At 29.8% G+C, this 25,716-nt stretch carries 26 protein-coding genes; 14 read left to right on the top strand and 12 right to left on the bottom strand.

Annotation, left to right across the window (positions count from 1 at the left end; genetic code table 11):
* From WAO74_RS01165 to alaS, 12 genes are all read right to left on the bottom strand, one after another.
* The coding region (locus WAO74_RS01165; RefSeq protein ID WP_422158979.1) for a tetratricopeptide repeat protein at positions 1 to 1,126 on the bottom strand (1,126 nt) is incomplete at its 3' end.
* Between the two features lie 33 nt (positions 1,127 to 1,159).
* Positions 1,160 to 1,438, bottom strand: a complete 279-nt coding sequence (locus tag WAO74_RS01170) for a hypothetical protein (protein ID WP_422158981.1) — start codon at positions 1,436 to 1,438, stop codon at positions 1,160 to 1,162.
* 10 nt (positions 1,439 to 1,448) lie between these two features.
* Positions 1,449 to 2,768 carry a hypothetical protein gene (locus WAO74_RS01175; RefSeq protein ID WP_422158982.1) on the bottom strand — a complete coding sequence of 440 codons (1,320 nt, stop codon included), beginning with the start codon at positions 2,766 to 2,768 and terminating at the stop codon, positions 1,449 to 1,451.
* 102 nt (positions 2,769 to 2,870) lie between these two features.
* Positions 2,871 to 3,308, bottom strand: a complete 438-nt coding sequence (locus WAO74_RS01180; RefSeq protein WP_422158984.1) for a hypothetical protein — start codon at positions 3,306 to 3,308, stop codon at positions 2,871 to 2,873.
* Between the two features lie 98 nt (positions 3,309 to 3,406).
* The gene (locus WAO74_RS01185; RefSeq protein WP_422158986.1) at positions 3,407 to 3,880 is read right to left on the bottom strand and encodes a DUF6252 family protein; all 474 of its coding nucleotides are present in this window, start codon (positions 3,878 to 3,880) and stop codon (positions 3,407 to 3,409) included.
* A 75-nt stretch (positions 3,881 to 3,955) separates the two neighbouring features.
* The gene (locus tag WAO74_RS01190; RefSeq protein WP_422158987.1) at positions 3,956 to 4,954 is read right to left on the bottom strand and encodes a hypothetical protein; all 999 of its coding nucleotides are present in this window, start codon (positions 4,952 to 4,954) and stop codon (positions 3,956 to 3,958) included.
* Positions 4,951 to 5,514, bottom strand: coding sequence for a hypothetical protein (locus WAO74_RS01195; protein ID WP_422158988.1), 564 nt, complete (start codon positions 5,512 to 5,514; stop codon positions 4,951 to 4,953). Before WAO74_RS01195 ends, WAO74_RS01190 begins: the two co-directional genes overlap by 4 nt.
* A 71-nt stretch (positions 5,515 to 5,585) precedes the next feature.
* Positions 5,586 to 6,290: a DUF6498-containing protein gene (locus WAO74_RS01200; protein WP_422158990.1), complete on the bottom strand. Its 705-nt coding sequence runs from the start codon at positions 6,288 to 6,290 to the stop codon at positions 5,586 to 5,588.
* Between the two features lie 69 nt (positions 6,291 to 6,359).
* Entirely contained in the window at positions 6,360 to 7,310 is a 951-nt protein-coding gene (locus WAO74_RS01205) for a GSCFA domain-containing protein (RefSeq protein WP_422158992.1), read from the bottom strand.
* A gap of 36 nt (positions 7,311 to 7,346) precedes the next feature.
* On the bottom strand, positions 7,347 to 8,924 hold the full coding sequence (locus tag WAO74_RS01210) for a DUF1501 domain-containing protein (RefSeq protein WP_422158994.1): 1,578 nt from the start codon (positions 8,922 to 8,924) through the stop codon (positions 7,347 to 7,349).
* Between the two features lie 2 nt (positions 8,925 to 8,926).
* Positions 8,927 to 10,537 (bottom strand): DUF1800 domain-containing protein, encoded by a 1,611-nt coding sequence (locus tag WAO74_RS01215; RefSeq protein WP_422158996.1) that lies wholly within the window; start codon positions 10,535 to 10,537, stop codon positions 8,927 to 8,929.
* A 242-nt stretch (positions 10,538 to 10,779) separates the two neighbouring features.
* Positions 10,780 to 13,398 (bottom strand): alanine--tRNA ligase, encoded by a 2,619-nt coding sequence (alaS, locus tag WAO74_RS01220; RefSeq protein ID WP_422158998.1) that lies wholly within the window; start codon positions 13,396 to 13,398, stop codon positions 10,780 to 10,782.
* 161 nt (positions 13,399 to 13,559) lie between these two features.
* Between alaS and WAO74_RS01225 the strand changes: the two genes are divergently transcribed.
* From WAO74_RS01225 to WAO74_RS01290, 14 genes are all read left to right on the top strand, one after another.
* Entirely contained in the window at positions 13,560 to 14,522 is a 963-nt protein-coding gene (locus WAO74_RS01225; RefSeq protein ID WP_422158999.1) for a M23 family metallopeptidase, read from the top strand.
* A gap of 176 nt (positions 14,523 to 14,698) precedes the next feature.
* A complete protein-coding gene (locus WAO74_RS01230; protein WP_422159001.1) occupies positions 14,699 to 15,028 on the top strand; it encodes a MerR family transcriptional regulator in 330 nt (109 codons plus the stop codon).
* Positions 15,029 to 15,170: 142 nt separating this feature from the next.
* Complete coding sequence (locus tag WAO74_RS01235) at positions 15,171 to 16,985, top strand: acyl-CoA dehydrogenase (RefSeq protein WP_422159003.1); 1,815 nt, start codon at positions 15,171 to 15,173, stop codon at positions 16,983 to 16,985.
* Positions 16,985 to 17,758 carry an SDR family NAD(P)-dependent oxidoreductase gene (locus tag WAO74_RS01240; RefSeq protein WP_422159004.1) on the top strand — a complete coding sequence of 258 codons (774 nt, stop codon included), beginning with the start codon at positions 16,985 to 16,987 and terminating at the stop codon, positions 17,756 to 17,758. Before WAO74_RS01235 ends, WAO74_RS01240 begins: the two co-directional genes overlap by 1 nt.
* Before the next feature lie 101 nt (positions 17,759 to 17,859).
* On the top strand, positions 17,860 to 18,312 hold the full coding sequence (locus tag WAO74_RS01245) for a GNAT family N-acetyltransferase (protein ID WP_422159007.1): 453 nt from the start codon (positions 17,860 to 17,862) through the stop codon (positions 18,310 to 18,312).
* Between the two features lie 11 nt (positions 18,313 to 18,323).
* A complete protein-coding gene (locus WAO74_RS01250) occupies positions 18,324 to 19,034 on the top strand; it encodes a VIT1/CCC1 transporter family protein (RefSeq protein ID WP_422159009.1) in 711 nt (236 codons plus the stop codon).
* 16 nt (positions 19,035 to 19,050) lie between these two features.
* Positions 19,051 to 20,271, top strand: coding sequence for an acyl-CoA dehydrogenase family protein (locus WAO74_RS01255; RefSeq protein ID WP_422159010.1), 1,221 nt, complete (start codon positions 19,051 to 19,053; stop codon positions 20,269 to 20,271).
* Positions 20,268 to 21,326 carry a phosphotransferase family protein gene (locus WAO74_RS01260; protein ID WP_422159012.1) on the top strand — a complete coding sequence of 353 codons (1,059 nt, stop codon included), beginning with the start codon at positions 20,268 to 20,270 and terminating at the stop codon, positions 21,324 to 21,326. The genes WAO74_RS01255 and WAO74_RS01260 overlap by 4 nt, the downstream gene beginning before the upstream one ends.
* A gap of 141 nt (positions 21,327 to 21,467) precedes the next feature.
* Positions 21,468 to 21,848: a hypothetical protein gene (locus WAO74_RS01265; RefSeq protein WP_422159014.1), complete on the top strand. Its 381-nt coding sequence runs from the start codon at positions 21,468 to 21,470 to the stop codon at positions 21,846 to 21,848.
* A 123-nt stretch (positions 21,849 to 21,971) separates the two neighbouring features.
* Positions 21,972 to 22,724 carry an SDR family NAD(P)-dependent oxidoreductase gene (locus WAO74_RS01270; RefSeq protein WP_422159016.1) on the top strand — a complete coding sequence of 251 codons (753 nt, stop codon included), beginning with the start codon at positions 21,972 to 21,974 and terminating at the stop codon, positions 22,722 to 22,724.
* A 68-nt stretch (positions 22,725 to 22,792) separates the two neighbouring features.
* Positions 22,793 to 23,404 carry a LemA family protein gene (locus WAO74_RS01275; protein WP_422159017.1) on the top strand — a complete coding sequence of 204 codons (612 nt, stop codon included), beginning with the start codon at positions 22,793 to 22,795 and terminating at the stop codon, positions 23,402 to 23,404.
* Positions 23,405 to 23,407: 3 nt separating this feature from the next.
* Positions 23,408 to 23,845 (top strand): TPM domain-containing protein, encoded by a 438-nt coding sequence (locus tag WAO74_RS01280; RefSeq protein ID WP_422159019.1) that lies wholly within the window; start codon positions 23,408 to 23,410, stop codon positions 23,843 to 23,845.
* Positions 23,842 to 24,681, top strand: a complete 840-nt coding sequence (locus WAO74_RS01285) for a TPM domain-containing protein (RefSeq protein WP_422159020.1) — start codon at positions 23,842 to 23,844, stop codon at positions 24,679 to 24,681. The genes WAO74_RS01280 and WAO74_RS01285 overlap by 4 nt, the downstream gene beginning before the upstream one ends.
* 172 nt (positions 24,682 to 24,853) lie before the next feature.
* Positions 24,854 to 25,699 (top strand): hypothetical protein, encoded by an 846-nt coding sequence (locus WAO74_RS01290; protein ID WP_422159022.1) that lies wholly within the window; start codon positions 24,854 to 24,856, stop codon positions 25,697 to 25,699.
* Positions 25,700 to 25,716: the final 17 nt, after the last annotated feature.

The raw sequence follows: 25,716 nt of genomic DNA on the forward strand, positions 1-25,716 counted from the left end.
TCTTGTAAAGACCTATAAAAATAATCCCTAAAATTAATAGGGTAGAGGTTAAAAGAATGGCATATAAATTTCTGTTTTTTATGGCTAATTCTTGTGCTAAAAGTTCTTCTTTTTGTTGTGCAATTTCCTTTTCTTTTTCTGTTGTTTGATATTTTATTTCTAATTCAGCAATTTTAGAATTGGTTTCTGTGTTTAAAATACTATCTTTTAAAAGGTTAAATTTTGTTTGATATTCAAAAGCATTTTTATAGTCTTGAAGGTTTTGATAACTTTTATAAATGTATTCTGATGCATATTTTTTAAGAGGAAAATAAGAATTTTTAACTGCCAATTCTTCACCTTTTTTAAAATAGAATATAGCTTTTTTATAGTTTTTTTTAGCATAAAACAAATCACCCAAATACAAATAACTATCAGTTATTCCATAAATATCATTCCTTTTTTTTCTTATTTCTAATGCCGCTATAAAGTATTTTTCTGCAGTACTAAAGTCTTTCTTTTTTACAAAAACTTCACCTATATGCGTTTGTGCAAAAGGAATAGCCAAACTATCATTCTTTTTAAGAGATAAGTCTAACGATTTTTTATGAAAAAGATAAGCACTATCTAGCTCGTTTTTTCGCTGTTTTAAAACGCCATAATTGTTAAAAGCTGCAATTAATTTTGTGGATTCTGTATCGGTTTTTTCTAAAATAGTAATCCCTTTATTCATGTAATAAAGAGCTTTAGATAAATCGTTATTTTTTATCTGCCAGCCCAAAGCAGTATACAAACTTGCCGAATTTTCTGTATTATTTGATTGCTCATAGATTTCTATTGCCTTTAAAGTATACGCTATACTATTTTCATGTTTTGAAGAGAAATGAAGTGCTAAAGATTTAGCAATGTAACTTTTTGCTAGTAGACTTTGATTGTTAATTACAAGAGCTATTTTTTCTGCTTTGTTACATAAAATCAAGTACTTTTTTGTGTCTGTTAAGGCTTTTTCATACTCTATAGTGAGTATAGTGTCTAAAAATTTTTCTTTAGATAATTTAGGTTCCAAAGCTAAAATAGTATCTAAATAATTTTCAGTTTGAAAATAAGAAACAAAAGATATAAAAAGATAAATAAACAGTTTTTTCACAACCTTCCTTTTTTGCTACAATTTACAGTTTTTTTAAGTTAATATTTCTTTCAATGAAAAATTTACATCTAAAACAGCAACTTTTATTTTTTGTAGCTTATTGTGAAAAGAATATTCTAGTTTTTCTATTATTTTGGGTGCATCTTGTAATTCTAATGCTATCCGTTTTTCTAATGCTATTTCTGCATACAAAAGGGCCAATTTTTTAGAATCTACTTCCTTAAACTTTTTAAAAGTGTAATAGAAGTAGACTCCCAAAATAAATAGAAGAGGGATTATAAAATAAGCTGTTTTTGTAATTTGAGTGATCAATAGATTTTAGTTATTTTAGGTAAAATGACATGGAACTTCCGTCTTTTTCTTTCATTAAGAAAAGGCCATTTACATCAAAGCTTGCTCCAGAAGGTGTGTCTTTAAGAGGTTTTAAATTTTTATAAATCCAAAGTAAACCACTTTCGTTATTCTCATTAGAAAATGTGTATTCGTATTTGTCATCTAAAGTAGTAAATGTATTTACTTTTAAATTAAAATTAAAAGTACTTGAAGAAAAGCTAATGGTAAAAGTACCTTCTGTACCAATTTGTAAAGAATTACTATTGATATTTTTTAATGCAACTGTACCAGCTAATTTTTTTACAGCATCACCCACGTAAACATAATCGAAATTCCAAGTTTTGTCATTTACAACAGAAGAGTTTGTGTTTGTTGTGATGGGATTTTCTTTTTTCTCAACTTTTTTTAATTCAACTACAGCTACATTGTCAAAGTTTCCTAATCTGTTTATAAATTGTTCATCAAAATTGGTGCTACCTGTTACGTCTCCATTATCGAAATGAATTTCTCTAAAATAGAAATATTGATATTTACCAGATCTATAATGCTTTTTTATCCAATTATCTTTCTTGTCATATTCATAATCATAGGTGCTTTTAGAATTGGTTGTACCTGAATAATTAGATGCAATTGTATTGCCTTCTTTGTCATATTCGTAAGTTGTTATGGAATTGCCATAGGTGCTTTCAGATTTATAAGATATTAATTTATTGTCTTTAAATATTGATGTGTATGTACCAATTATACTTCCATCTTTGGTACTAAAAGAGGTTCTGTTTTCTGTTTTGTCACCACCATTATAAGAATAATTAATATCAGCTGTTAATTTATTGTCTTTATTGTATTCTTTTTTATTTAGAATTCTCCCTTTTTTATCATTCTTAAAAACACTGTAAAATTTACTACCATCTTTATAAACAGACTCACTTTTTATTAAATAGTCATCTCTATCATAGGTAAATTTATATTCTGTGGAGTAAGCGCCTCTGCTATCGCTAATGTCCTTTGTACTTATTAATAAATCATCAGCATTATAATTGTATAATTTTTTAACAGGTTCGTTATCAGAATATTTACTATTGTAAAGAGAGTAAGTTTCAATTAAATTTTCATCATCATTGTATCTATTAATATCTATAGAAGTTCGAACAAAGCCACCACTTTCATCATCGTATTTGTAATAATGTTCAATAGTTTTTCTAACTTTTTTATGTAAGTTTTGAGAATCTAGGTTATAGTTTTCTGTTTGGCTATATCCTTTAAAAGCTAAGGCCAAAAAAATTAAAATTACAGTTGCTAAATTTTTCATATTTGTTGTTTTAAGGTTTGTTTTTTCATGTTTTAAAGGAGATGGTTGACACTTGATCTAGAAACTGCCAACCATCTGTAACCCTAAAACAATCTTAATATTTTAGTGAAATTGACCATAGAAAGTTTGGCTAAGTGTACCAACATTTATTTCGTTTAATCCACCATTATTTGCAATGGATACAGAATAAATTTGATTGTCTCTGCATGTATCTTTAAATGTAAACTCGTTTAAGTTTCCATTAAAAGTATATGGGTTTTTTAAAAGTAGACATTGTTCTCCATCAATTTCTACGGTTAATTCTTTTGCAGTAATTGTAAACTTTGCTGTTTTACCATCTGCATATTTATAGCCATTTTGAGAGTACTGTAATGTTAAATTGTGAACACCATGTAAAGCTACAGGAACACTACCATCTGTTTCTCCACCTGTAGGAGTGTATGCACAGGTTTCACAACCAGAAGAATCATTACTTGATGAACAAGAAAAGACTATGGTAATGAATAAAAAAAATAATGTAATTTTTTTAAAATTTTTCATGATTTCTGTATTTATGTTATTTAACAAATTTCAAGAAAATAAGAACAAAAAAAAATACGGCAGATGCCGTATTTTCTTCCCTTTCATAGTAATATAATTTAATTTTTTGGAGCAGAAAATGTTCCTTCTGTAACCACTTTATTTGGTGAACCATCATTTACGCCAGTAAAAGAAAATGTTCCTTTAATAGTTGTTGCAGTGTCTTCGGTTATTTGAATGGTTCCTGTACCAATATTAAATGTAGAGATCCAAGTTGCAATAGGATTAACTGTTCCGTAAGAAATTGAGCTGATATTATTAATTGCATTGCCAGTAGAATATGTTCCAACTCCATTGTAGCTCATAATATTTATTCTAATATATTCACCAGCAGAATTAGAACCTTGTATAGCTGCAACACCATTTGTAACAGTTGCACCAACAGCCACTGATAAAGAAGTAAATGTTGCACCATCTACTTTTGCGCTTAAACTACCTTGACCAGAAAGTCCTAAATCTGCATCTGTAGCATCACTGCAAGAAAATAGTACTGCAACAAAAGCAAATAATATTAAGTTTTTTAAAGTTTTCATAAATTTTATTTTAATTATTAATACTACAAATATTTAGAAAAATTAAGAAGTTTGAAATACGGCATTTGCCGTATTTTATTTTTTAGGCTTTAATTTTTTGTATAATAAAAGAATGATCATAAGTGCTAGAATTCCTACTAAAATAGGAATCCCATAAATAGTTAAATAGAACACAAAATTTATTGCACTATTGTCAATTCCGCCAACTTTGTAAGCACTTGGTATTTCTATTTCAGAAAAAGAAAATGAGTTAAAATTACTGTTTGAAAAATTATCCATTTCTTTAAAATAGAAATCACTTTTTTCTGTTATTTTTTTAAAATCAAAATTCTCTAGTTTTTCTTCATAAGTAATTATAAAATTTGCATCTGGTTTTTTTCCATAATCTGATAATGAGAATTTTAGAGTTGATTTATCATCATCAAAAAACAATGTTGATGGAGAGCTAACTTTGGCATTATCAATAGAAATATGATCTTTTAATTGGGTGTAAAAATTGCCTTTTTCGATGGGAGATTTCCAAATAGAGCCTGTTTCAATTAGATATATAAAAGCATTTTTATTCTCTGAATTATAGCCTTCTAAGATTTTTGAATTGTTTGTGTTAACTAAAAAATAAACTGTGAATTCTGTAATTTTATTTGGTGGAAAAGTAATTTCCCAAACGTACCAATTGCTATTTTGGTTATTTGGTTTTTCGTAAATAGGTATTTCTTTCGAGTTTAATAAACCTTTTATTTTATATAAACCATCCACTGAAACTTGGTTCACATATTCATTATAATTTATATTCTCAAAAACATTGTTTATAGGATAACCAACTTTAATTTTTAAGGTATCTTTTCCAGTATTTTTAAAATAATAATTCCCTTTTACAGTAGCAAAACCTTTGTATAATTGAATGAAGATATCTTCAGATTTCATCTGAATTTTTTTGTAAGCCACTGTATCTTCTGGGTATAAAAGAGTAAATGAACCACTGCCACCTGCATTCCAAACTCCAGGTTGTGCTGAGTTAGAGCTTAACAGGAAAATAAGAAATAATAGAAAGAGAAATTTATAAAAGTTTTTCATTTCATTAATGTTTTTAAAACATCACCAAAAGTGATATCTGTTCCATTTGTTTTATGATTAAAATAACTTACAAGACCTTTTGCTTCTTCCATTTTATTTTTAGGAACCAGGACTCGATACTCATCATTTGTGGGTCCTTTTCTAGTGGGCCATTCAATTGTAAACTCTAAAAGTTTTTCCTCTTTTACTTCTATAATTTGTATTGATTTTAGCATTCTAATGTCAGAAAAAAACACTACTTTTTTTGAGTTAATTAGCAAATAATCTCTAAAAATTTTTACTGAAACATTTGATTTTGAGTTTTTTAAAAAAGGATAACTTATTTTCATCCTTAAAAAAGGAATTAAAATTACGAAAACTGTTGCGAACATTAATGCAGCAATAAATGAGGTTTGTCTAAAAACCATTAAAGCAAAAACGCCTACTATAATTATGCCAATTCCAAAATAAATATTGTCTTCTTTTTTATTATCTTTTTCTATGGCTACATATATATTCCATTCTTTAGGACTATATGTCCATTCTGTAATTAAATTTGGGTTATTTTCATCTTTATTCATAGAAGACACCATTAACAAGTCTTCAAAAATCAATTAAAATAAAGGTAAATTCAATACGTCAAATGACGTATTTATTCAGTAAAAATAATAAGTTGCTTTTTCACTTCTTCCTTAGAAGCTTTATCATTGGCAAGTTTTTCAGATAAAAAATCTAAGGTTTTAGAATTTTCTTTAATGGCTTCTAAACACAAGTCTATGAGCAATCTAAAGAAAATTAATAAGATTGCTGCAATGATTCCAGCATTCGAAAAAACAATAAAAAAGAAGGTGATGATTACCACAAATTGCTGAATAAAAATACGGATATAAGGTTTAAACATAATTTCTGAAGCCGTAAATTTTAAATATTTTTTATTGTTTATAAAGTCTGAAATAAACTTACCTAAATGCGTAAAAACAATTGCTGGCAAAGCATATTTTATATCTTCTAAATTTAAAATGATGCTATAATTTTCGAGAATATTAAAAGGTTCTTTTATGGGTGTTGAGCCTTCTATACTAAAAATGGCAAAGGCAAAAATAGACTGAATAGCCACAAAAAAACCATAATGAAATAGAAAAAACAGAATTAATGCATAGCCACCAGATTTGGTAAAAGTGATGCTACAAAACATTTTTAAAGCATTAAAAATACCAATAACAATAGTTTCTAAAAAGTAGACGAAAAGAATGGTAATTGGAGTTGCTTTGCCTAAATATAGTAAGAATAATAAGTAAATAGAACTTAGCCAAACAAAGGCATTTTGAGGAGTAGGATAAAAAATATTTTTCAGCATTTACACATTTTTAGAAAATGTAAATTACTAATAAATTATAAAAACAGGAAATACGACAAATGCCCTATTTTAAAAAACTATATGAGGAAATATTTTTTGAACTTCTCTTTTTTTATTTTCTAATTTTTTTAAAAATTGTTGATGTTCTTCAGAACTTTCATTGAAAGGTTTATGTGAAATTCCTTTTTGGATGGTATCAATTTCTTTCATTATTGCATGTGAATCTTCAGAAAACCAAGTTGCCACAAATTTTTCCCAAATATAGTTGATTGCAGTTTTATTTGGATGAATCATATCTTCTACATAAAAACGATAATCACGTAATTCATCCATCATAATTTCATAAGAAGGAAAATAATGGGTGTTTTGCCTTGCATCTAATACATTATGAATAGCTGCAATTAAATGCGCTTTACTTTGGGAATTTTCTGAAAAACCATCTTTTAAATGTCTTACAGGAGAAACTGTAAAAATGATGTTTACCTCTTTATTTACAGATTTTATTAGGCTAGTGATTGCCTCTAAACTATGGGAAATTTCATCAACAGATAACAACTCTTTTAAGAATTTTTTTTGTGGAATTTTATGACAATTCGCAACAATTTCATCATTTTCAATATATCTATAAACCCAAGAGGTTCCTAAAGTAATTATAATATGACTGGCTATTTCTAAGCTTTTTTGTATTGATAAAATTGCTGAATTTAAACTTTCTACAACATCATTTTTATTTGAAGAACTTAAACTCGAATGTGCATCAAAACAATGCCAACGTTCATTTTGAAAAACTAAATCTTTTTCGGTGTAAACTTTTTCATTAATGGAATTTGTAATCAAATTTTCAATCGCTTTTGGATGAAATAATATTCCAAAAAGATTTTGAGCTGTATGAAACTTAAAATAGTTTAATTTTTCTCCAATATTTTCTGAAAAACAAGAACCTAATAACAAGATTTTAGAATTGTAATCTATAAGATTTCTAGTTTCTTTCTTTATTTTAATATTTGTTTGTAGTATCATTTAAAGCTTAAATTCTTAAGTAAATTTAAGCTAAATTTAATACTTCAACAATTTTTTAGTTTTAGAAATTCCTCTAGTTTGATAATGCACAAAATAATTTCCTTTTGGTAAAGATAGTATATCAACTTTAATGGAATGTTCAATAGAACTATAGGCTTTATTGGTAATTATTTTTACTACTGCACCAATAGAATTATACAACGTAATTTTTATGGGTTCATTTGTGCCAAAGAACTTCATATTTATAAAATCTGAGGTAGGGTTTGGATATACCTTTATTTCAGTTTTATCCAGAAGAAAATCATCGGAAGAAAGTGCAGCAGAACAACCAGATTTAAAGAGTGGAAGTACATCAAATTCTTCAAATAAAACTTTATTTGATTCTTGTTTTGTTGCTCCTAACCAATCTGTTAAAATAGAGCTATATACATTCCTGAAATCAAACTGCATTTGCACACCTTCATTATCATCTACTTGAGTATCAATCTCAGGAGCATCTCCCAAAACTTGATTTTTAGCACAGTTACCAAATAAAAATAATGGAGCTGCAGTTCCATGATCTGTGCCTAAACCAGCATTCGAACGAATTCTTCTTCCAAATTCAGAATACGTCATTCCAAGCACTCTATCATCAATATTTAGAAGTTTTAAATCGTCTTGAAAAGCAGCCATTGCATCAGATAATTCTTTTAATAAATTGGCATGTTTTCCAGTTTTTGTTTCACCTTCTACAACTTGATTATCGTGATTGTCAAAACCACCAATTTGCACAACAAAAACCTTTGTTTTTAATCCACCAGAAATTAATTTTGCTACGGTTTTTAGTTTTTCAGATAAATTTGACGAATTGTATTTAGTTGATAAATTATTTCCAGAACTAGCAGCGTTTTTAATAACATCTGCATAAGCATTTGTTTGTTTTATAGTATTGTTTACAAACTCTAAAACATCTCCATAACAGTTTTCTGGAATAGCGCCAGTATTAGAAACTAAAGCAGTTCCTGGGTTTTCAGGATCTTCTAATGCCATAGAAAAGTTAACACTTGTTCCTTGGCAGGTTTCCGAAACTACTTTGCCAATAGTAATCGCAAATGGATCTGGATTGTTTTCATTAGGGTAATTTTCTGGAAAAGTTGAGTGATTTACATCAAAAAAACGTCCAAGCCAACCTGAAGAAACAAATTCATTTGCATCTGATGCTGAGTTCCAAATATCTGTAGATCTAAAGTGAGAACGATTTTGGTTTGGGTAACCTACATTTTGAATGATTCCTAATTTTTCTTGATCCCAAATTTCTTTTATTCCTGTCATTGATGGATGAAAACGAGTAGCACCATCTATAGTCAATAAATCTGTTTCAGGAATAATTATATTAGAACGAACACTTTGTAAATTATCATATTGGTTTAAGTTGAAAACGGTATTTAGGCCATCATTACCACCTTGTAATTGTATTAAAACGAGTACATTATTATTTTCAGCTAAAAATTGATATTCTTTTGGTTTGTCTTTTGCAAATATTGGAAATCCACTTAACGCAATTGGTAAAGAAGCAGAAGCTATTGTGCTTAATTTTATGAAATCTCTACGATTTAATTTTTTTTGATTTTTCATAATTACATTATTTGAAATTCAGACATTTGAACCATCACAGCAATTAAACTTCGTAATTTTTTATCTACTGATAATGCCAAAGGAATATCTGCAGGATTTGCTAAATGATCAGAATATTCTACAGTCCACTCAAAATCTGGCAAACCAGGAATTAAAATATCTTTTAAACTGGTAATTTGTTCTTGAGTAATTTCGTAATTAAACAACTGATTGGACAATTCTGTTACCAAAATATTAGGGTCTTGTGCATCTTTAATTCCTGCAGTAATTTGCAAAACAGGCACTAAAGGAGGAACTGTATATTTTTTGTTATCGATAATTAAATCTCCACCTGTTACTAAAATTCTACAATAGTCTAATCTTTTTGGAAGTAAATAACTATTTACCCAGCTTTTGTAATATAAAGGAGCTTGATAATAGGCTTTCCAACCAGCAACATCTGGATGATGAAATAAGGATTGGTTCAAGTCTGTACATGCCAAATAAAGTACGAAGGCAAAATCGTATTCTGCTTTTACAGATGTTTTTGGAGCAGATACCATTAGTGATTTAGTTGCTGAAAACATCAAATCAATAGGACTTTTTATCATGCAAAATGTGCTTTCAAAAAAGTGATCAGAAGATAAAAGTGTTTTTAGTGCAGGAGTAATTTCGTAATTATTATCTCTAATAATTTTTGATAAAGGTTCTATAATATTGGTTTCAATTTCTATTGATATTTCTGCATTTACAAACCATATATATAATTGCCTTGTTATAAATCTTGAACACTCATCTTGTTCAAAAATTTTATCAATTAGATCTTTGTATTCTTCAGCACCATTTTCTTGAATTACAGTATTATTAAACCTGTGAGATAAAGTTTTGTTACCTTGTGTATGATTAAAATTTCCAAAATAAGAGTTGTTTGCATCTTGGTGTTGTATACCTCTTGCCTTCCATCCTGTTAATACTTTTGCCATTTGTACAACATCATCTTCTGTGTAGTTGGTATAATCTCCATTACCAATTGCATCTCCTTTTCCAATGGTAAAAAGCTCTAAAAGTTCTCTAGAATAATTTTCATTTGGCGCAGTATTTGTGTTTTGATTTCCACTCAAATAAATGAGCATATTAGGATCTACAGTAATTTTTTTGGTTAGTTCTTTAAAATTACCAAGAGCATTTTTTCTTATGGTATTCATATAGAAATACTCTCTATGCGAATATACATTTTCAGATACAAAATGATTGTGCCAGAATAAAGTCAATTTTTCTATGATAGAAATTCCTGCATCCTGCATTTGCAAAAAAGACCAGGCGTACATAGATCTGTTTCTAGATCTAAATACTCTGTTTCTTTCTTGACTTGTAGGCAAATCAGGATAGATAGGCGCGTTTACCCAAGTTTCTCCATAACTTACATCTGGGTCATTGATGTCCTCATCAAACTCATACTTTAAAGGTGATTCTGGTAAAGGTTTTACTTCAAAAAGTTTTATAATTGTGGCTGATAAGCCTAAAGAAATAACTTCTTCAGTTAGTATTTGCGAAGCTCCAAAAGAAGTTCTTTTAAGTAAGTGTCTTGCTTCTTTTGCAGACCAGTTTCCTGCATAGGTATCTAAATAAGGCATAATTTAGTTTAATAGATGAAAACTAGTATAGAGTTATTTCAAATTTAATTTAATTTCTTTGAAACAACAAAAGTTTAGCTTATGATTATTAGACCTTTATAAGCTTTAAAAGTTTAATTCTAGAACAAAAAAGAGCTAACCTGCCAAATTCCGAAACCAGTAAGAATAAGCATCGCTAATATAACTAGCAGAAAAATGAAGAATGTTAATTTGTTTTTTATTTTTTTCAAATTACCTTAATTTTAAATTAAATAACCTTTTGCTTTTTCTAAAACTTTAGGAATTCCTCCAGGATTTCTTCCTCCAGCAGTTGCAAAGAAAGGTTGGCCACCTCCACCACCATGAATTAGTTTTCCTAATTCTCTAACCACAGTCCCTGCATTATATCCTCTTTTGTCTGCCAATTCTTTAGAGATATAACAGGTAAGAATCGCTTTGTCTTTTTCAGGTACAGAAGCAAATAATAAGAACAGATTTTGATGTTCTTTACCCAAACTAAAAGCTAAGTTTTTAATTCCATTAGCATCTAAATCTACTTTCGTTGCTAAAAATTGAACCCCGTTAATTTCTTGCAATTGATTTTTAATTTCTCCAGATAAATTCGCTGCTTTATCCTTTAGTAATTGTTCTATTTGCTTTTGTAAATCAGCATTTTCGTCTTGTAATTTTTGAACCGCTTTTACAGGATTGTTTGTATTGTTTAAAATTTCTTTAACTTCGGTTAAAACAGTGTTACTTTCAGAATAAAAATCTTTTACAGCATCGTTTGTTATGGCTTCAATTCTTCGAATTCCTGCAGCAACTGCTCCCTCCGATTTTATTTTAAAATGCCAAATATCACTCGTATTTTTAACGTGTGTTCCTCCACAAAGTTCTATTGATTTTCCGAATTTTATAGCTCTTACTGTATCTCCATATTTTTCGCCAAATAAAGCCATTGCTCCATCTGCAATTGCTTTATCCATAGGTATATTTCTGCTTTCTTCTAATGGGAGTTTTCCAGAAATACGAGCATTTACAAAATTTTCTACATCTTGTAATTCATCATTAGTTAATTTAGAAAAGTGAGAAAAATCGAAGCGTAAAGCTTTTGGTTTTACTAAAGATCCTTTTTGTTCTACATGGGTTCCTAAAACTTCTCTCAAAGCTTGGTGTAATAAATGTGTTGCTGTATGATTGCTTGCAGATAAGTTTCTTTGATTTTCATCTACAATAGCTTTAAAACTGCCACTTAAATGTTCTGGAAGATTTTTTGTAAAATGAATAATTACGTTGTTCTCTTTTTTGGTATCTAAAATATAAATAACATCTCCATTAATATCCTCTAAATATCCTGTATCTCCAACTTGACCACCACCTTCTGGATAAAAAGGCGTTAAATTAAAAACCAATTGATACATTTCTCCATCTTTTTTAGAGGTAACTTTTCTGTATCTTGTAATTTTCACGTTTGCCTCTAAAGTATCATAACCTACAAATTCTTCTACATCATCTTTTAATAAAATTGTCCAATCATCTGTAGACATTTCGCTTGCTGCTCTTGATCTATTTTTTTGTTTTTGCAATTCAGCTTCAAAACCTTTTTCGTCTAAAGTGTATCCTTTTTCTGATAAAATTAAAGCAGTTAAATCTATTGGAAAACCAAAAGTATCATACAATTCAAATACTTTATCACCAGAAATTTCTTTTGTTTCTGCTGATGCAATAATGCCATCTAATAAAACCAAACCTTGGTCTAATGTTCTTAAAAAAGAACTTTCTTCTTCTTTAATTACGTTTTCAATTAATTGTTTTTGTGCTTTTAATTCTGGAAAAGCTGTTCCCATTTTATCACTTAAAACGGCTACTAACCTGTAAATAAAAGGTTCTTTTTTATCCAAAAAAGTAAATCCATATCTTAATGCTCTTCTTAATATTCTGCGAATTACATAACCAGCACCTGTATTACTTGGTAACTGACCATCTGCAATAGAAAATGCAACAGCTCTCACATGATCTGAAATTACACGAGTTGCAATATCTTTCTTAGTATTTGAGCCGTATTTTGTGTTGGTAATAGTTTCAATTTCTCTAATTATGGGTGTAAAAACATCTGTATCGTAATTAGATTGTACGTTTTGTAAAACCATACACAAACGCTCAAAACCCATTCCAGTATCTATATGTTTGTTTGGTAAAATTTCTAAAGAACCGTTTGCTTTTCTGTTGTATTGCATAAAAACAAGGTTCCAGATTTCTACCACTTGTGGGTGATCTGCGTTTACCAAAGTTTTACCATCTACTTTGGCTTTTTCTTCTGCAGAACGAATATCAACATGAATTTCAGAACAAGGCCCACAAGGTCCTTGATCGCCCATTTCCCAGAAATTATCTTTTTTATTTCCTTTTAAAATTCTATCTTCAGATATAAATTGTTTCCATAAATCAAAAGCTTCTGTATCCATTTTAAGGTTGTCTTCATCATCAGAACCTTCAAAAATGGTTACATATAAAATGTCTTTATCAATTTTATAAACATCCACTAATAATTCCCAAGCCCAAGCAATTGCTTCTTTTTTAAAATAATCTCCAAAAGACCAATTTCCTAACATTTCAAATAAAGTATGATGATAAGTATCATAACCCACTTCTTCTAAATCGTTATGTTTACCTGAAACACGCAAACATTTTTGAGAATCTGCAATTCTATTTTGCTTCGGAGTTCCATTTCCTAAAAAATACTCTTTAAAAGGTGCCATTCCAGAATTTACAAATAGCAAAGTTGGATCGTCTTTAGTAACCATTGATGCAGATGGAACTATTAAATGATTTTTTTCTTTAAAAAAGTTTAAAAAAGTAGCACGAATATCTTGAGATTTCATAAAAAAAGAAGTTTCCAACTAATTGGATTGTGTTAATTTATTTCTAAAAAAACTACTTAAAAAAAGTAGTTGTAAAACATTTTGTAAATTTGTGAGTTATCTTAAAAGAGTTTCTTTATTGATAAGCAACTTTAAAGAGCAAAAATAGTATATTTAGGTATATGGCAAAAGTAAAATATTATTATGATGAGGATACACTTTCTTACAGGAAAATTGCTGTAAAGAAAAGTGACTATTTCAGACGAATACTATTTAGTTTTTTAGGGGTTTTATTAATTGCTTTTTTTGGATTTATTGGCTTTAGTCAAATTATAATGTCGCCAACAGAAAGAATTCAGAAAAGAGAGTTAGAAAATTTAAAGTTCCATTATGAATTGCTAGATAAAAGAATGGAAGAAAGTTCTAGTATTTTAGGGCAATTACAAGAGAGAGATAATAATATTTATAGAAGTTATTTTGAGGCAAATCCAATTCCAGAAGAACAGCGAAAAGCAGGTTTTGGAGGTGTAAATAGATATAAAAATTTAGAAGGATTTGACAATTCGAGCCTGATAAAAAAATTAACAAAAGAGGTTGATGTTTTATCGAAACAAATGGTGGTTCAGTCCAAGTCTTTAGACGAAATCGTTTCTTTAGCAAAAGAAAAAGAAGATATGTTAGCTTCTATTCCAGCAATTTTACCCATAAAAAAAGGAGATTTTTATGTAGCTTCTGGTTATAAAATGAGAATGCATCCAATTTTAAAAATAAACAAGTTTCATAAGGGAATGGATTTTACAGCTCCAAAAGGAACGCCTGTTTACGCATCTGGTAATGGAAAAGTTATTATTGCACAAAGAAGCAGTACTTTTGGAAATGTTGTATATATAGATCATGGTTATGGATACAAAACCATATATGCACATTTACAGAAATTTGAAACAAGAAAAGGTCAGGAAGTTAAAAGAGGCGATTTAATTGGTTATGTTGGCAACACAGGGCTTTCTGTTGCTGCTCACTTGCATTACGAAGTATTAAAAAACGATGTTTCTTTAAATCCTATTAATTTTTATTACGGAGATTTAACTTTAGAAGAATTTGCAACTTTACAACAAGATTCAGAAGAAAGCCAATCTTATGATTAATATTTTTTTTGAGTTTTAGAAACAGGAAACAGGAGAAAATAAGAAAACACAACTCCTTTGTATCTCTATGTTTTATTTTTTTAATAAGATAAAATAAGATAAGTTAAAATCTAATTTTTTATTTTCGTTTACAAACCACAAACCACAAACCACAAACCACAAACCACAAACCACAAATGCACATAGATTTACCCGAAAAACGATATTACAAAATAGGAGAAGTCGCCAAAGCTTTTTCTGTAAATACTTCGCTAATTCGTTTTTGGGAGAAAGAATTTGATATCATTAAACCCAAAAAAAATGCCAAAGGCAATCGTCTTTTTACCCAGGAAGATGTTTCTAACTTTAAACTTATCTTCAATTTAGTAAAAGAAAGAGGTTTTACTTTAGATGGTGCAAAACAAAAACTAAAGAAAAACCCAGAAGGTATTTTCGGTAATCATGAAATTATTACCAGGTTAGAAGCAGTAAAAGAAGAGCTTTTAAAAATTAAAAATTCACTGTAAATTTTCAATTTTATATTTTTATCTATATTACATTAATTTGTTTTCAATATTTGTTATGCACGCATAGCATTTTTTGTTATATTTGAAAAACAATAGCTGTTTAACAAAATATTTTTAAAAAACTAACTTAAATTTTAATAGTATGTCAAATAAGTATGTAGATATAGAAACACTTAAGTATATACTTTATGATATTCATAAATTAGAAAAATTACTTACTAGAGAAAGATTTCAAGAACACGATTTAGAATCACTAAATATGTTTATAGACTCTGTAAAGGATTTTTCTGACAGAGAATTGTATCCATATTTTAAAGAAATGGATGAAACTCCTGCATATCATAAAGATGGAACTGTAATTGTTCATGAACAAGTACAAAAAGTAATGCATCAAGCAGGAGAAATGGGCATTATTGCTGCTTGTTTTAATTATGATGATGGAGGTTTGCAAATTCCTGTTTCCGTTTTTCAAGCTGCATTATACATTATGGATGCAGCTAATAATCACTTACCTGGTTATCCTAGTTTAACTTTAGGAGCCGCAGAATTAATCATAGAATTTGGAAATCAAACTTTAAAAGATGTCTACACTCCAAAGATGCTTTCTGGAGTTTGGGGAGGCACTATGTGTTTAACAGAACCACAAGCAGGTAGTTCATTGTCTGATATTGTTACCAAAGCAACACCAACAGGAGATGGATTTTATAAAATAACAGGACAAAAAATATTTATTTCTGGAGGCGATTACAAAGATGCAAAAAACATTGTGCATTTAGTTTTAGCAAGAATTGAAGGAGCACCAAAAGGAACCAAAGGAATATCACTTTTTGTAGTTCCTAAAAATAGAGTTAAAGAAGATGGCTCTTTAGAATATAATGATGTAATGACAGTTGCCGATTTTCAAAAAATGGGGCAAAGAGGTTATTGCACAACTCATTTAGGTTTTGGAGATTCTGACGATTGTAGAGGTTGGCTTGTTGGAGAAGAGCATAAAGGTTTAGCGCAAATGTTTTTAATGATGAATGGTGCAAGAATTGCAGTGGGTAGAGGAGCTGCAGCAATTGCAATGGCTGCTTATAGAACGTCTTTACAATATGCAAATGAGCGTCCTCAAGGAAGAAAATTATCTGCAGATGGTAAAAAAAATCCTTCAGAAAAACAGAGTTTAATTATAGAACATCCAGATGTTCGAAGAATGTTATTGTTGCAAAAAGCCATTGTAGAAGGTTCTTTGAGTTTGGTGCTTTTGGCATCAAAATATCACGATATTTTAACCACAGCAACATCAAAAGAAGAAAAAGAAAAATATCATTTGTTGTTAGAAATGATTATTCCGATTGTAAAAACATATCCATCTGAAGCTGGTGCAGAATCTGTAGATAATGGCTTACAAGTTTTGGGAGGTTATGGTTTTTGTACAGATTTTACCTTACAACAATATTACAGAGATATCAGAATTTCTGCTTTGTACGAAGGTACTACAGGGATTCAATCTCAAGATTTATTGGGTAGAAAAGTTCCTATGGAAAATGGAAAAGGGTTAGAATTGTTATCCGCAGAAATTGTAAAAACTATTATTGCTGCCACAAATGATGAAGATTTAAAAGTCTATGCTTCTATTTTAGGTGATAAATTAAAACTTTCTCAAAAAGTAATAGGTCATTTAATGCCTTTTGCCATGAAAGGAAATTATGAGCGTTATTTGGCGGATGCCAATTTATTTATGGAGTATATGAGCATTGTAGTTTTAGGATGGTTGTGGTTAGAAATGGCTGTAGATGCTAAAAAGCAACTCAATAAAGCAGATAAAAAATATTCAGAAACTTTTTATGAAAGTAAAATACATACCATGAAATTTTATTTTAAATACGAAGTACCTAAAACTAATTCTTTGGCAGAATCTTTAATGAATAATGAAGTGGTTACTATTAAAACTGATAAAGAGTACATTATATAATGAACATAATAGAACAATTTAATTTAGAAAATAAAGTAGCCATTATTACAGGTTCTAGCAAAGGAATTGGTAAGGCAATCGCAAAAGGATTGGCAGAACAAGGAGCTCAAGTGGTAATTTCTAGCAGAGATCAAGAAGCTTGTGATGAAGTTGTAAAAGAATTTACAAAAGAAGGATTAAAAGCAATTGGAATTGCTTGTCATATAGGAAAAGAAGAGCAACGTAAAAATTTAGTTGATAAAACTATGGAAGCTTTTGGTAGAATTGATATCCTTGTAAATAATGCAGCCATTAACCCAGTTTTTGGACCTATAGAAGACGTAGATCCTACCATTTTTGATAAAATTATGGAGGTAAACGTAAAGGCTCCTTGGTCTTTATCGAACTTGGTTTTGCCACATTTTAAAACACATAAAAACGGAAGTATTATCAATATTGCTTCTGTAGAAGCATTAACTCCGGGTTTTGGTTTAGGAATTTACAGCACAAGTAAAGCTGCAATTTTAATGCTCACAAAAAATCAAGCAAAAGAATGGGGACAATATGGAGTAAAAGCAAACGCAATTTGCCCAGGATTGATTAAAACAAAATTTAGTGCAGCACTTTGGACAAACGAAAAAATGCTGAATAAATTAGAAAAATCCATCCCATCAGGAAGAATGGGAATGCCAGAAGAAATGGTTGGTTTGGCTTGTTTATTAGCTTCTGATGCTGGGAATTATATGACTGGTGGCGTGTATACTGCAGATGGTGGTTATATGATTGCTGGGTAGTTTAGTATGCAGTGTCAGTTTTCAGTAAAATAAGTATGTCATTTCGAAATGAACCTTTTTAGGAGATTGAGAAATCGCTAAAGTTAAAATTAGAAAACATTATGAAATTCAGAAAAGCAATTAAAAGTGATTTATTAAAAATCGTAGAAATGATTGCTGATGATGAATTGGGTAAAACAAGAGAAAATTTTCAAATACCATTACCACAAGATTATGTAATTGCTTTTGATAACATTATTTCTGATAAAAATCAAGAATTGATTGTTGTAGAAGATGATAATTTAGAAATAGTAGGCACATTACAACTTTCATTTATTCAATATTTGACATATAAAGGTGGAATAAGAGCACAAATAGAAGCCGTTAGAATTAGAAAAGATAAAAGAGGAATTGGATTAGGAAAGCTAATGTTTGAATGGGCTATAGAAAGAGCAAAAGAAAGAAAAGCACATGTTTTGCAATTAACTACTGATAAGAAAAGATTGGTTGCCATAAAATTTTATGAAGATTTAGGATTTAAATCTTCTCACGAGGGAATGAAAATGCATCTATAAAAACTAAAAAATTGGAAGAAAAAAACAATCTTGATGACTATTTAAAAACTCATTATATTCATAGAAGTAATTGGTTAAGAGCAGCAGTTTTAGGTGCAAATGATGGTATTTTATCAACTGCAAGTATAGCTATTGGTGTTGCAGCAGCAAGTACAACAAGAGAACCAATTATTTTAGCAACTTTGGCAGGTTTGGTTGCAGGAGCTTTGTCTATGGCTGCTGGTGAATATGTTTCTGTCAGTTCGCAAACAGATATCGAAAAAGCAGATATTGAAAGAGAAAGACAAGAATTGGAAGAAATGCCAGAAGAAGAACTCCAAATTTTAGCAAAGATCTACGAAAACAGAGGCTTAAAAAAAGAAACAGCTTTAATAGTAGCCAAAGAATTAACAGCACATGATGTTTTAGGAGCACATGTTAGAGATGAATTAGGAATCAACGAAATTTCGAAAGCAAACCCAATTCAAGCAGCATTAGCTTCTGGAGCTTCTTTTGTTTTTGGAGGAGCATTGCCATTGTTGGCGGTATTTCTTCTTCCTTTAGAATCATTAGAATTTTATATTTATGGCTCTTCAATAATTTTCTTGGCTATTTTAGGAGCTGTTGCAGCAAAAACAGGTGGAGCCAAAATAGTTAATTCTGTTGTCAGAATTACGTTTTGGGGAACCATTGCAATGGGTATTACAGCATTAATTGGTTATTTATTTGGTGTAAATCTGTAATTAAAATTTAAAAATTATGAACTTCGAGTACACAAATAAATCAATAGAATTACAACAAAAGTTAACGGCTTTTATAGAAGAATATATTGTTCCAATAGAAGAGGAATTTATTACTTTTCAAAGTGATAAAAACAATCAATGGAAACGTTTTCCAAAGATTGAAGTATTGAAACAGAAAGCAAAAGATGCTGGTTTATGGAATCTTTTTCTGCCAAAAGATTATGGAGATTTAAGTCCGGGTTTAACAAACTTAGAATATGCGCCTTTAGCAGAAATTATGGGAAAGAAAATCTGGATATCAGAAATTTTTAATTGTTCTGCTCCAGATACTGGAAATATGGAAGTATTAGCAAAATATGGAAGTGAAGCTCAAAAAAAAGAATGGCTTAAACCATTAATGAATGGCGAAATAAGATCTGCTTTTTTAATGACAGAACCACAAGTTGCTTCTTCAGATGCTACAAATATTGAAACATCTATTGTTTTAGATGGAGATGAATATGTAATTAATGGAAGAAAATGGTGGTCTTCAGGAGCCATGGATCCTCATTGTAAAGTGGCTATTGTTATGGGTAAAACAGATTTAAATGCCCATAGACATCAACAACAAAGTATGGTTTTAGTGCCTATGAGTTCTAAGGGATTACAAATTGTAAGACCACTTTCTGTTTTAGGTTTTTATGATTCGCCTGAAGGTCATGCAGAAATTCAATTGACAAATGTTCGAGTACCTAAAGAGAATTTAATCTTAGGTGAAGGAAGAGGTTTCGAAATTGCACAAGGACGTTTAGGGCCTGGAAGAATTCATCATTGTATGCGTTTGGTTGGTATGGCACAATATGCTTTAGAAATGATGTCACAAAGAACTTTAGAAAGAGAAACTTTTGGGAAAAAGTTTTATGAGTATAGCAGCATTCGTCATGAAATTGCAAAATCAGCTTGCGAAATTGAACAAGCACGTTTGTTAACACTTTCTGCTGCAGACAAAATGGATAAAGTTGGTAATAAAGAAGCAAAAGATATTATTGCTATGATTAAAATTGTTGCTCCAAATATGGCACAAAAAGTAGTTGATAGAGCCATGCAAATTTTAGGTGGAAAAGGAGTTGGTCCTGACACTTATTTGTCACATTACTTTGCAATTGCTAGAATGTTGCGTTTGGCAGATGGACCAGATGAAGTGCACATGTATCAATTAGGTAAAAGTTGTATCAAAAAATACGGAAGTAATTCATGAGTAATCAAAAAGTAAGAAAAGGAGAGGAGTTACCAGAAATTCCTTTAAAAAAATACTTAAAAGAAATCAATGTAATAGACGCAGTTGAAAGTGATTTATTTGTGCAACAATTTACGCATGGTTATTCTAATTTAACATATTTACTGCAAATAGAAAACAAAGAATTCGTTTTAAGAAAACCACCAAAAGGCGCCATCAAAAGAGGTCATGACATGAGTCGTGAATTTAAAGTGCAAAGTGCTGTCGCTAAAGCATTTGCGAAAGTGCCAAAAATGTTCGGATTTTCTGATGATGAAACTATTTTAGGAAGTGATTTCTACATCATGGAAAAAGTCGATGGAATTATACTAAATTATAGAGAAGCCAAAACTAGAAATATTGATGCAGAAAACTATAAAACAATCGCAAATTCTTGGTTAGATACTTTAGTAGAATTGCATTCTATTGATTATAAATTGATTGGTTTAGAAGATTTAGGCAAACCTGAAGGATATGTAGAAAGGCAAGTTTCAAACTGGGGAAAACAATACTTGAAAGCCAAAACAGATGATTATCCAGAAGCTGAATTAGTGATGAAATGGATGCAAGAACACCAACCTAAAAAATACAATCACTGTTTAATTCATAATGATTTTAAGTACGATAATGTAGTTTTTAAAGACAATTCTTGGCAAGAAATTGCTGCAGTTTTAGATTGGGAAATGGCAACCTTAGGAGATCCTTTAATGGATTTAGGAACTTCTTTGGGCTATTGGACAGTTGCTACAGATCACGATTTTGTGAAACAAGGAATTCCATCACCAACTATTTTTGAAGGTAATCCAATACGAAGTGAAATTGCCAAAATGTATTCAGAAAAATCTGGTAGAGATTTAGATAATCTCGTTTTTTATTATGCTTTTGGCTTGTTTAAAATTGCTGTAATTGCACAGCAAATTTATTTTAGATATGATAAAGGATGGACCACAGATCCACGTTTTGCAAATTTAAACAAAGCATCAGAATTGTGCTGTAAATTGGCTTTAAAAGCAATAAAAACGAAGTCAATTGACTAAAATAGAGTCTTCGACAAGCTCAGACTGACAAATTGAATTTAAATTGAAACTTGGATTTATTTTTAAAATTTTCAAAAATCAATGAATAATAAAAATGTCACACTGAGCTTGTCGAAGTGATTTTGAACAAAAACTTAAATTATGAGCAATAACCTTGATGAAATTAACAAAGAAGGTTTAGCAATTTTAGCCACTTTTAATGAAAACGAACCCGTTTTTATGATGAATTATCTTAATTATAAAGAACAAGTTTCATCTACAGGAAAAACAGGTAAAGAAACTTATAAGGAATATATGAAAGCTGCTTTTCCATTTTTTCAGGAAATTGATGCAGATATTATTTTTAAAGGAAAACCAATGGCAACAATCATTGGTTCATCTAAAGAAAAATTATGGGATGAAGTTTTAATTGTAAAATATGCAAGCAAAAACGAGTTTTTTAAGTTGATGAGCTTTAAAGAATATCCAAGGGACTTAAGAGCATCAGCATTATCAGATTCAAGATTAATTTTTTGTAAATAAAGTTATGTCAGTTCGAGTGATTTTTGAGGTACGAAAAAATTGTATCGAGAACATGTAAAACTTCTCGATACAAAATTCTAAAAAAAGAATTTCACTCGAAGTGACAGATTAAATAAATTTAATATGGAAGTAAAAAATAAAGTAGTAATTGTAACAGGAGCAGGTTCTGGAATTGGAAAAGCAACAGCAATTCATTTTGCAAAACATGGAGCTACTGTAGTGGTATCTGACATTAATTCAGAAAGCGCGCAAAAAGTTGTAGACGAAATTGTAACAAATGATGGAAAAGCGCTACCTATAAAAGCAAACGTTGCAAAGTTTGAAGAAGTAGAACATTTAATTGATAAAACAGTGGCTGAATTTGGCAAACTAGATGTAATTGTAAACAATGCAGGAATTGGCCCTAACTTATTAAGAACGCACGAATCCAGTTTAAAAGATTGGGATAGAGTAATTGCTGTAAATCAAACAGGAGTCTATTATTGTATGAAAGTGGCTTTAACACAGTTTTTAATTCAAGGTTATGGGAATATTGTAAATATTGCTTCTTTAGCAGGTTTAAAAGCATCACCAAATAATATTAGCTATAGTGCAAGTAAATTTGCAGTAGTGGGTATGACAAAGTCAGCAGCAATGGAATATGCAACTAAAAACATTAGAGTAAATGCAGTTTGTCCTGGTTATACAGAATCTGCTTTGTTAACCCAATTAATAAATGCGAAACCAGAAATGGACAGTATTTTAAAAAGTGTTATACCTATGAAACGTTATGGAAAAGCTGATGAAATTGCAGATGCAGTGGTTTGGTTGGCTTCAGATAATACAAAGTTTATTACAGGACAAACGATTACTTTAGATGGAGGAACATCTTTATAAAACCAATAAATATTCGTTAAATTTGTACAATCAAAAAAAATCAACATAAAAATTAAAATTTAGAAATTATGAAAAAATGGTTAATTCCGGTTATAATAATTGCAGTTCTTGGTTTTGCTATTTATAGCTGGGCAAAGGGTTTCAATAACGAAGCTGTAGTTTTGCAAGAAGATGCAAAAACTGAATGGTCTAATGTAGAAAGTGCTTATCAACGTAGAAACGATTTGATAGGGAACTTGGTAAAAACCGTTCAAGGAGCAGCAGATTTTGAAAAAGAAACGTTAACGCAAGTTATAGAAGCACGTTCTAAAGCAACATCAACAACCATTGATGCAAATAATTTATCACCAGAAAATATGGCTCAATTTCAACAAGCCCAGCAAGGTTTAAGTGGAGCATTATCAAAACTTTTATTAGTGGTAGAACGTTATCCAGATCTAAAAGCAAATGCTAATTTTTTAGAATTACAAAGTCAGTTAGAAGGTACAGAAAATAGAATTAATGTTGCTAGAGATCGTTTTAACGAAGATGTCAATAAATACAATAAGCACATTAAAATTTTCCCTAACTCAATGTTAGCAGGTATGTTTAATTTTGATGAAATGTCTCGTTTTAAATCAAATCCTGGTTCAGAAAATGCACCAGACGTAAATTTCGATTTTAACAAGAAAAAAGAATAAATAATGTCTAAAGTAGAAGCATTTCTTACCCAAGAAGAAGAGCAAGAAATTATTTCTGCTATTAGAATTGCAGAGAAAAATACTTCTGGCGAAATTCGGGTTCATATAGAAGCTACGTCTCATAAAGACCCTTATGAACGCTCGTTAGAAGTATTTCATCTCTTAAAAATGAATAACACAAAAGATGAAAATGCAGTGTTAATTTATGTGGCTGTAAAAGATAAAAAATTTGTTATTTATGGCGATAAAGGAATTAATAATGTGGTGCCAAAAGACTTTTGGAATACCACAAAAGATGTGATGCAAAATCATTTTAAAAATGGAAATTTCAAGCAAGGAATTGTTGATGGAATCTTAAAAGCAGGAAAAGAATTACAAGCACATTTTCCATGGAAAATAGATGATGAAAACGAACTTACTAACGAAATTTCTAAAGGATGATAAAATTAGTTGTTAGTTTTTGGTTATTAGTTTTTAGTAGAAAATCGATTTTTCTATTCGTTCTTTTAGTAAGTCAAATTTCTTTTTCTCAAGGATTTGAAATTCCAGAAAAACCCAAATTTCAAACAAGTGTTTACGATTATGTAAACTTACTATCAGCATCTCAAAAAACGAGTTTAGAAAGCAAACTTGTTCGCTATTCAGATACTACATCAACACAAATTGTTATTGCAATTATTGCATCAACAGAGGGAGAAAACATTAATTATTTGGCTGCGAATTGGGGAGAAAAATGGGGAATTGGGGATGCAGAAAAAGACAATGGTGTATTAATTTTATTGGCTAGAGAAGATCGAAAAATTGCCATCCAAAATGGAAAAGGAGTTGAATATTTATTAACCGATTTTCAATCGAAAAGAATTATAGAAAGAGTCATTATACCCGAGTTTAAAAAAGGCAATTATTATGCTGGTTTAGACAAAGGTGCAGACTATATTTTCAGAACTTTACAAGGCGAATTTAAAGGAAGCCGTCAAAAAGAATCTCAAGGTTTTGATTTTGGAATTCTATTTTTTATACTGATAGTTATTGTGCTTTTTATTATTATTTCTCGAGGAAATAAAAACAATAAAGGTGGAGGCAGAAGGTATAGAAGAGGTTCTTTAGCAGATACTATTTTCGAAACTATTATTTTAAGTAACGCTGGTAGAGGGGGAGGAAGTTTTGGTGGCGGATTTGGTGGTTCATCTGGAGGAGGCTCTTTTGGTGGAGGTGGATTTGGTGGCGGTTTTGGAGGAGGCTCTTTTGGTGGTGGAGGTGCTTCTGGAGGTTGGTAAAAAAAAGCTAAAGCCCATCTTAATCTTCCTATTTCGACTTCGCTCAATATAAACTCTGGGAAGAAACACTCTTGTGTTGAATTCACTCTTATAAAATTGTAATTCATAAACTTTTGGAAAATAATTTTTTTAGAACTTTATTTAAAAAAAGTTTAGTAAGAATGTAAATATTATGAAAAAAATCACACTACTTTTAAGGCTATTTTTATTGATAAGTTGCCAAAATTTTGGACAACTAAAAATGTTGGGTAATTTACCTGGTGGCTTAAAAGAAGTTTCTGGCAATGAAATAATTTTAGGATCAGAATTAATTTGGATGCATGAAGATGGTGGAAATAAATCTAAATTATACGCAATAAATAGTAGTGGAAAAATTCAAAAAGAAATTGATATTCAATCTAAAAACACAGATTGGGAAGATTTAACTTCAGATGATTTTGGGAATCTTTACATTGGCAATTTTGGGAATAATTACAGTACTAGAAAGCACTTAAAAATTTTAAAAATTGATAAAAAATATCTAGATAAGAAATCAGCAGAAGTAGAGGAGATTGAGTTTGAATATGAAAATCAATACAAATTTCCACCCAAAAAAGAAGAGCTTTTTTTTGATGCAGAAGCTTTTTTTTATTTTAAAAATAGCTTGTACATTTTTACAAAAAGCAGAGTTAAAGACAATTATGGAAAAACTTTCTTATACAAAATATCAGCAACCAAAGGCAAACATATTGCAAAATTAATGGGAAATTTCGATAATGGAAAAAAAATAGATTCTTGGATTACTTCTGCAGATATCTCATCAGATGGAAAAAATGTGGTCCTTTTATCACAAAAAAACATTTTGATTTTTACCGATTTTAAAGGCGATAATTTCTTATCAGGAAAAGTTAAAAAAATAAAATTAAACCATAAATCTCAGAAAGAAGGCATTTGTTTTAAAGATGATAATACCCTAATTATTACTGATGAAGAATCTGGTAATAAAGGCGGTTTTTTATACGAATTAAAGATTAATTAATCCTTTAGCAGTTCAAA

Origin of the sequence: Polaribacter sp. (assembly GCF_049276715.1) — a bacterium.
In the GTDB taxonomy this organism is placed as follows: domain Bacteria; phylum Bacteroidota; class Bacteroidia; order Flavobacteriales; family Flavobacteriaceae; genus Polaribacter.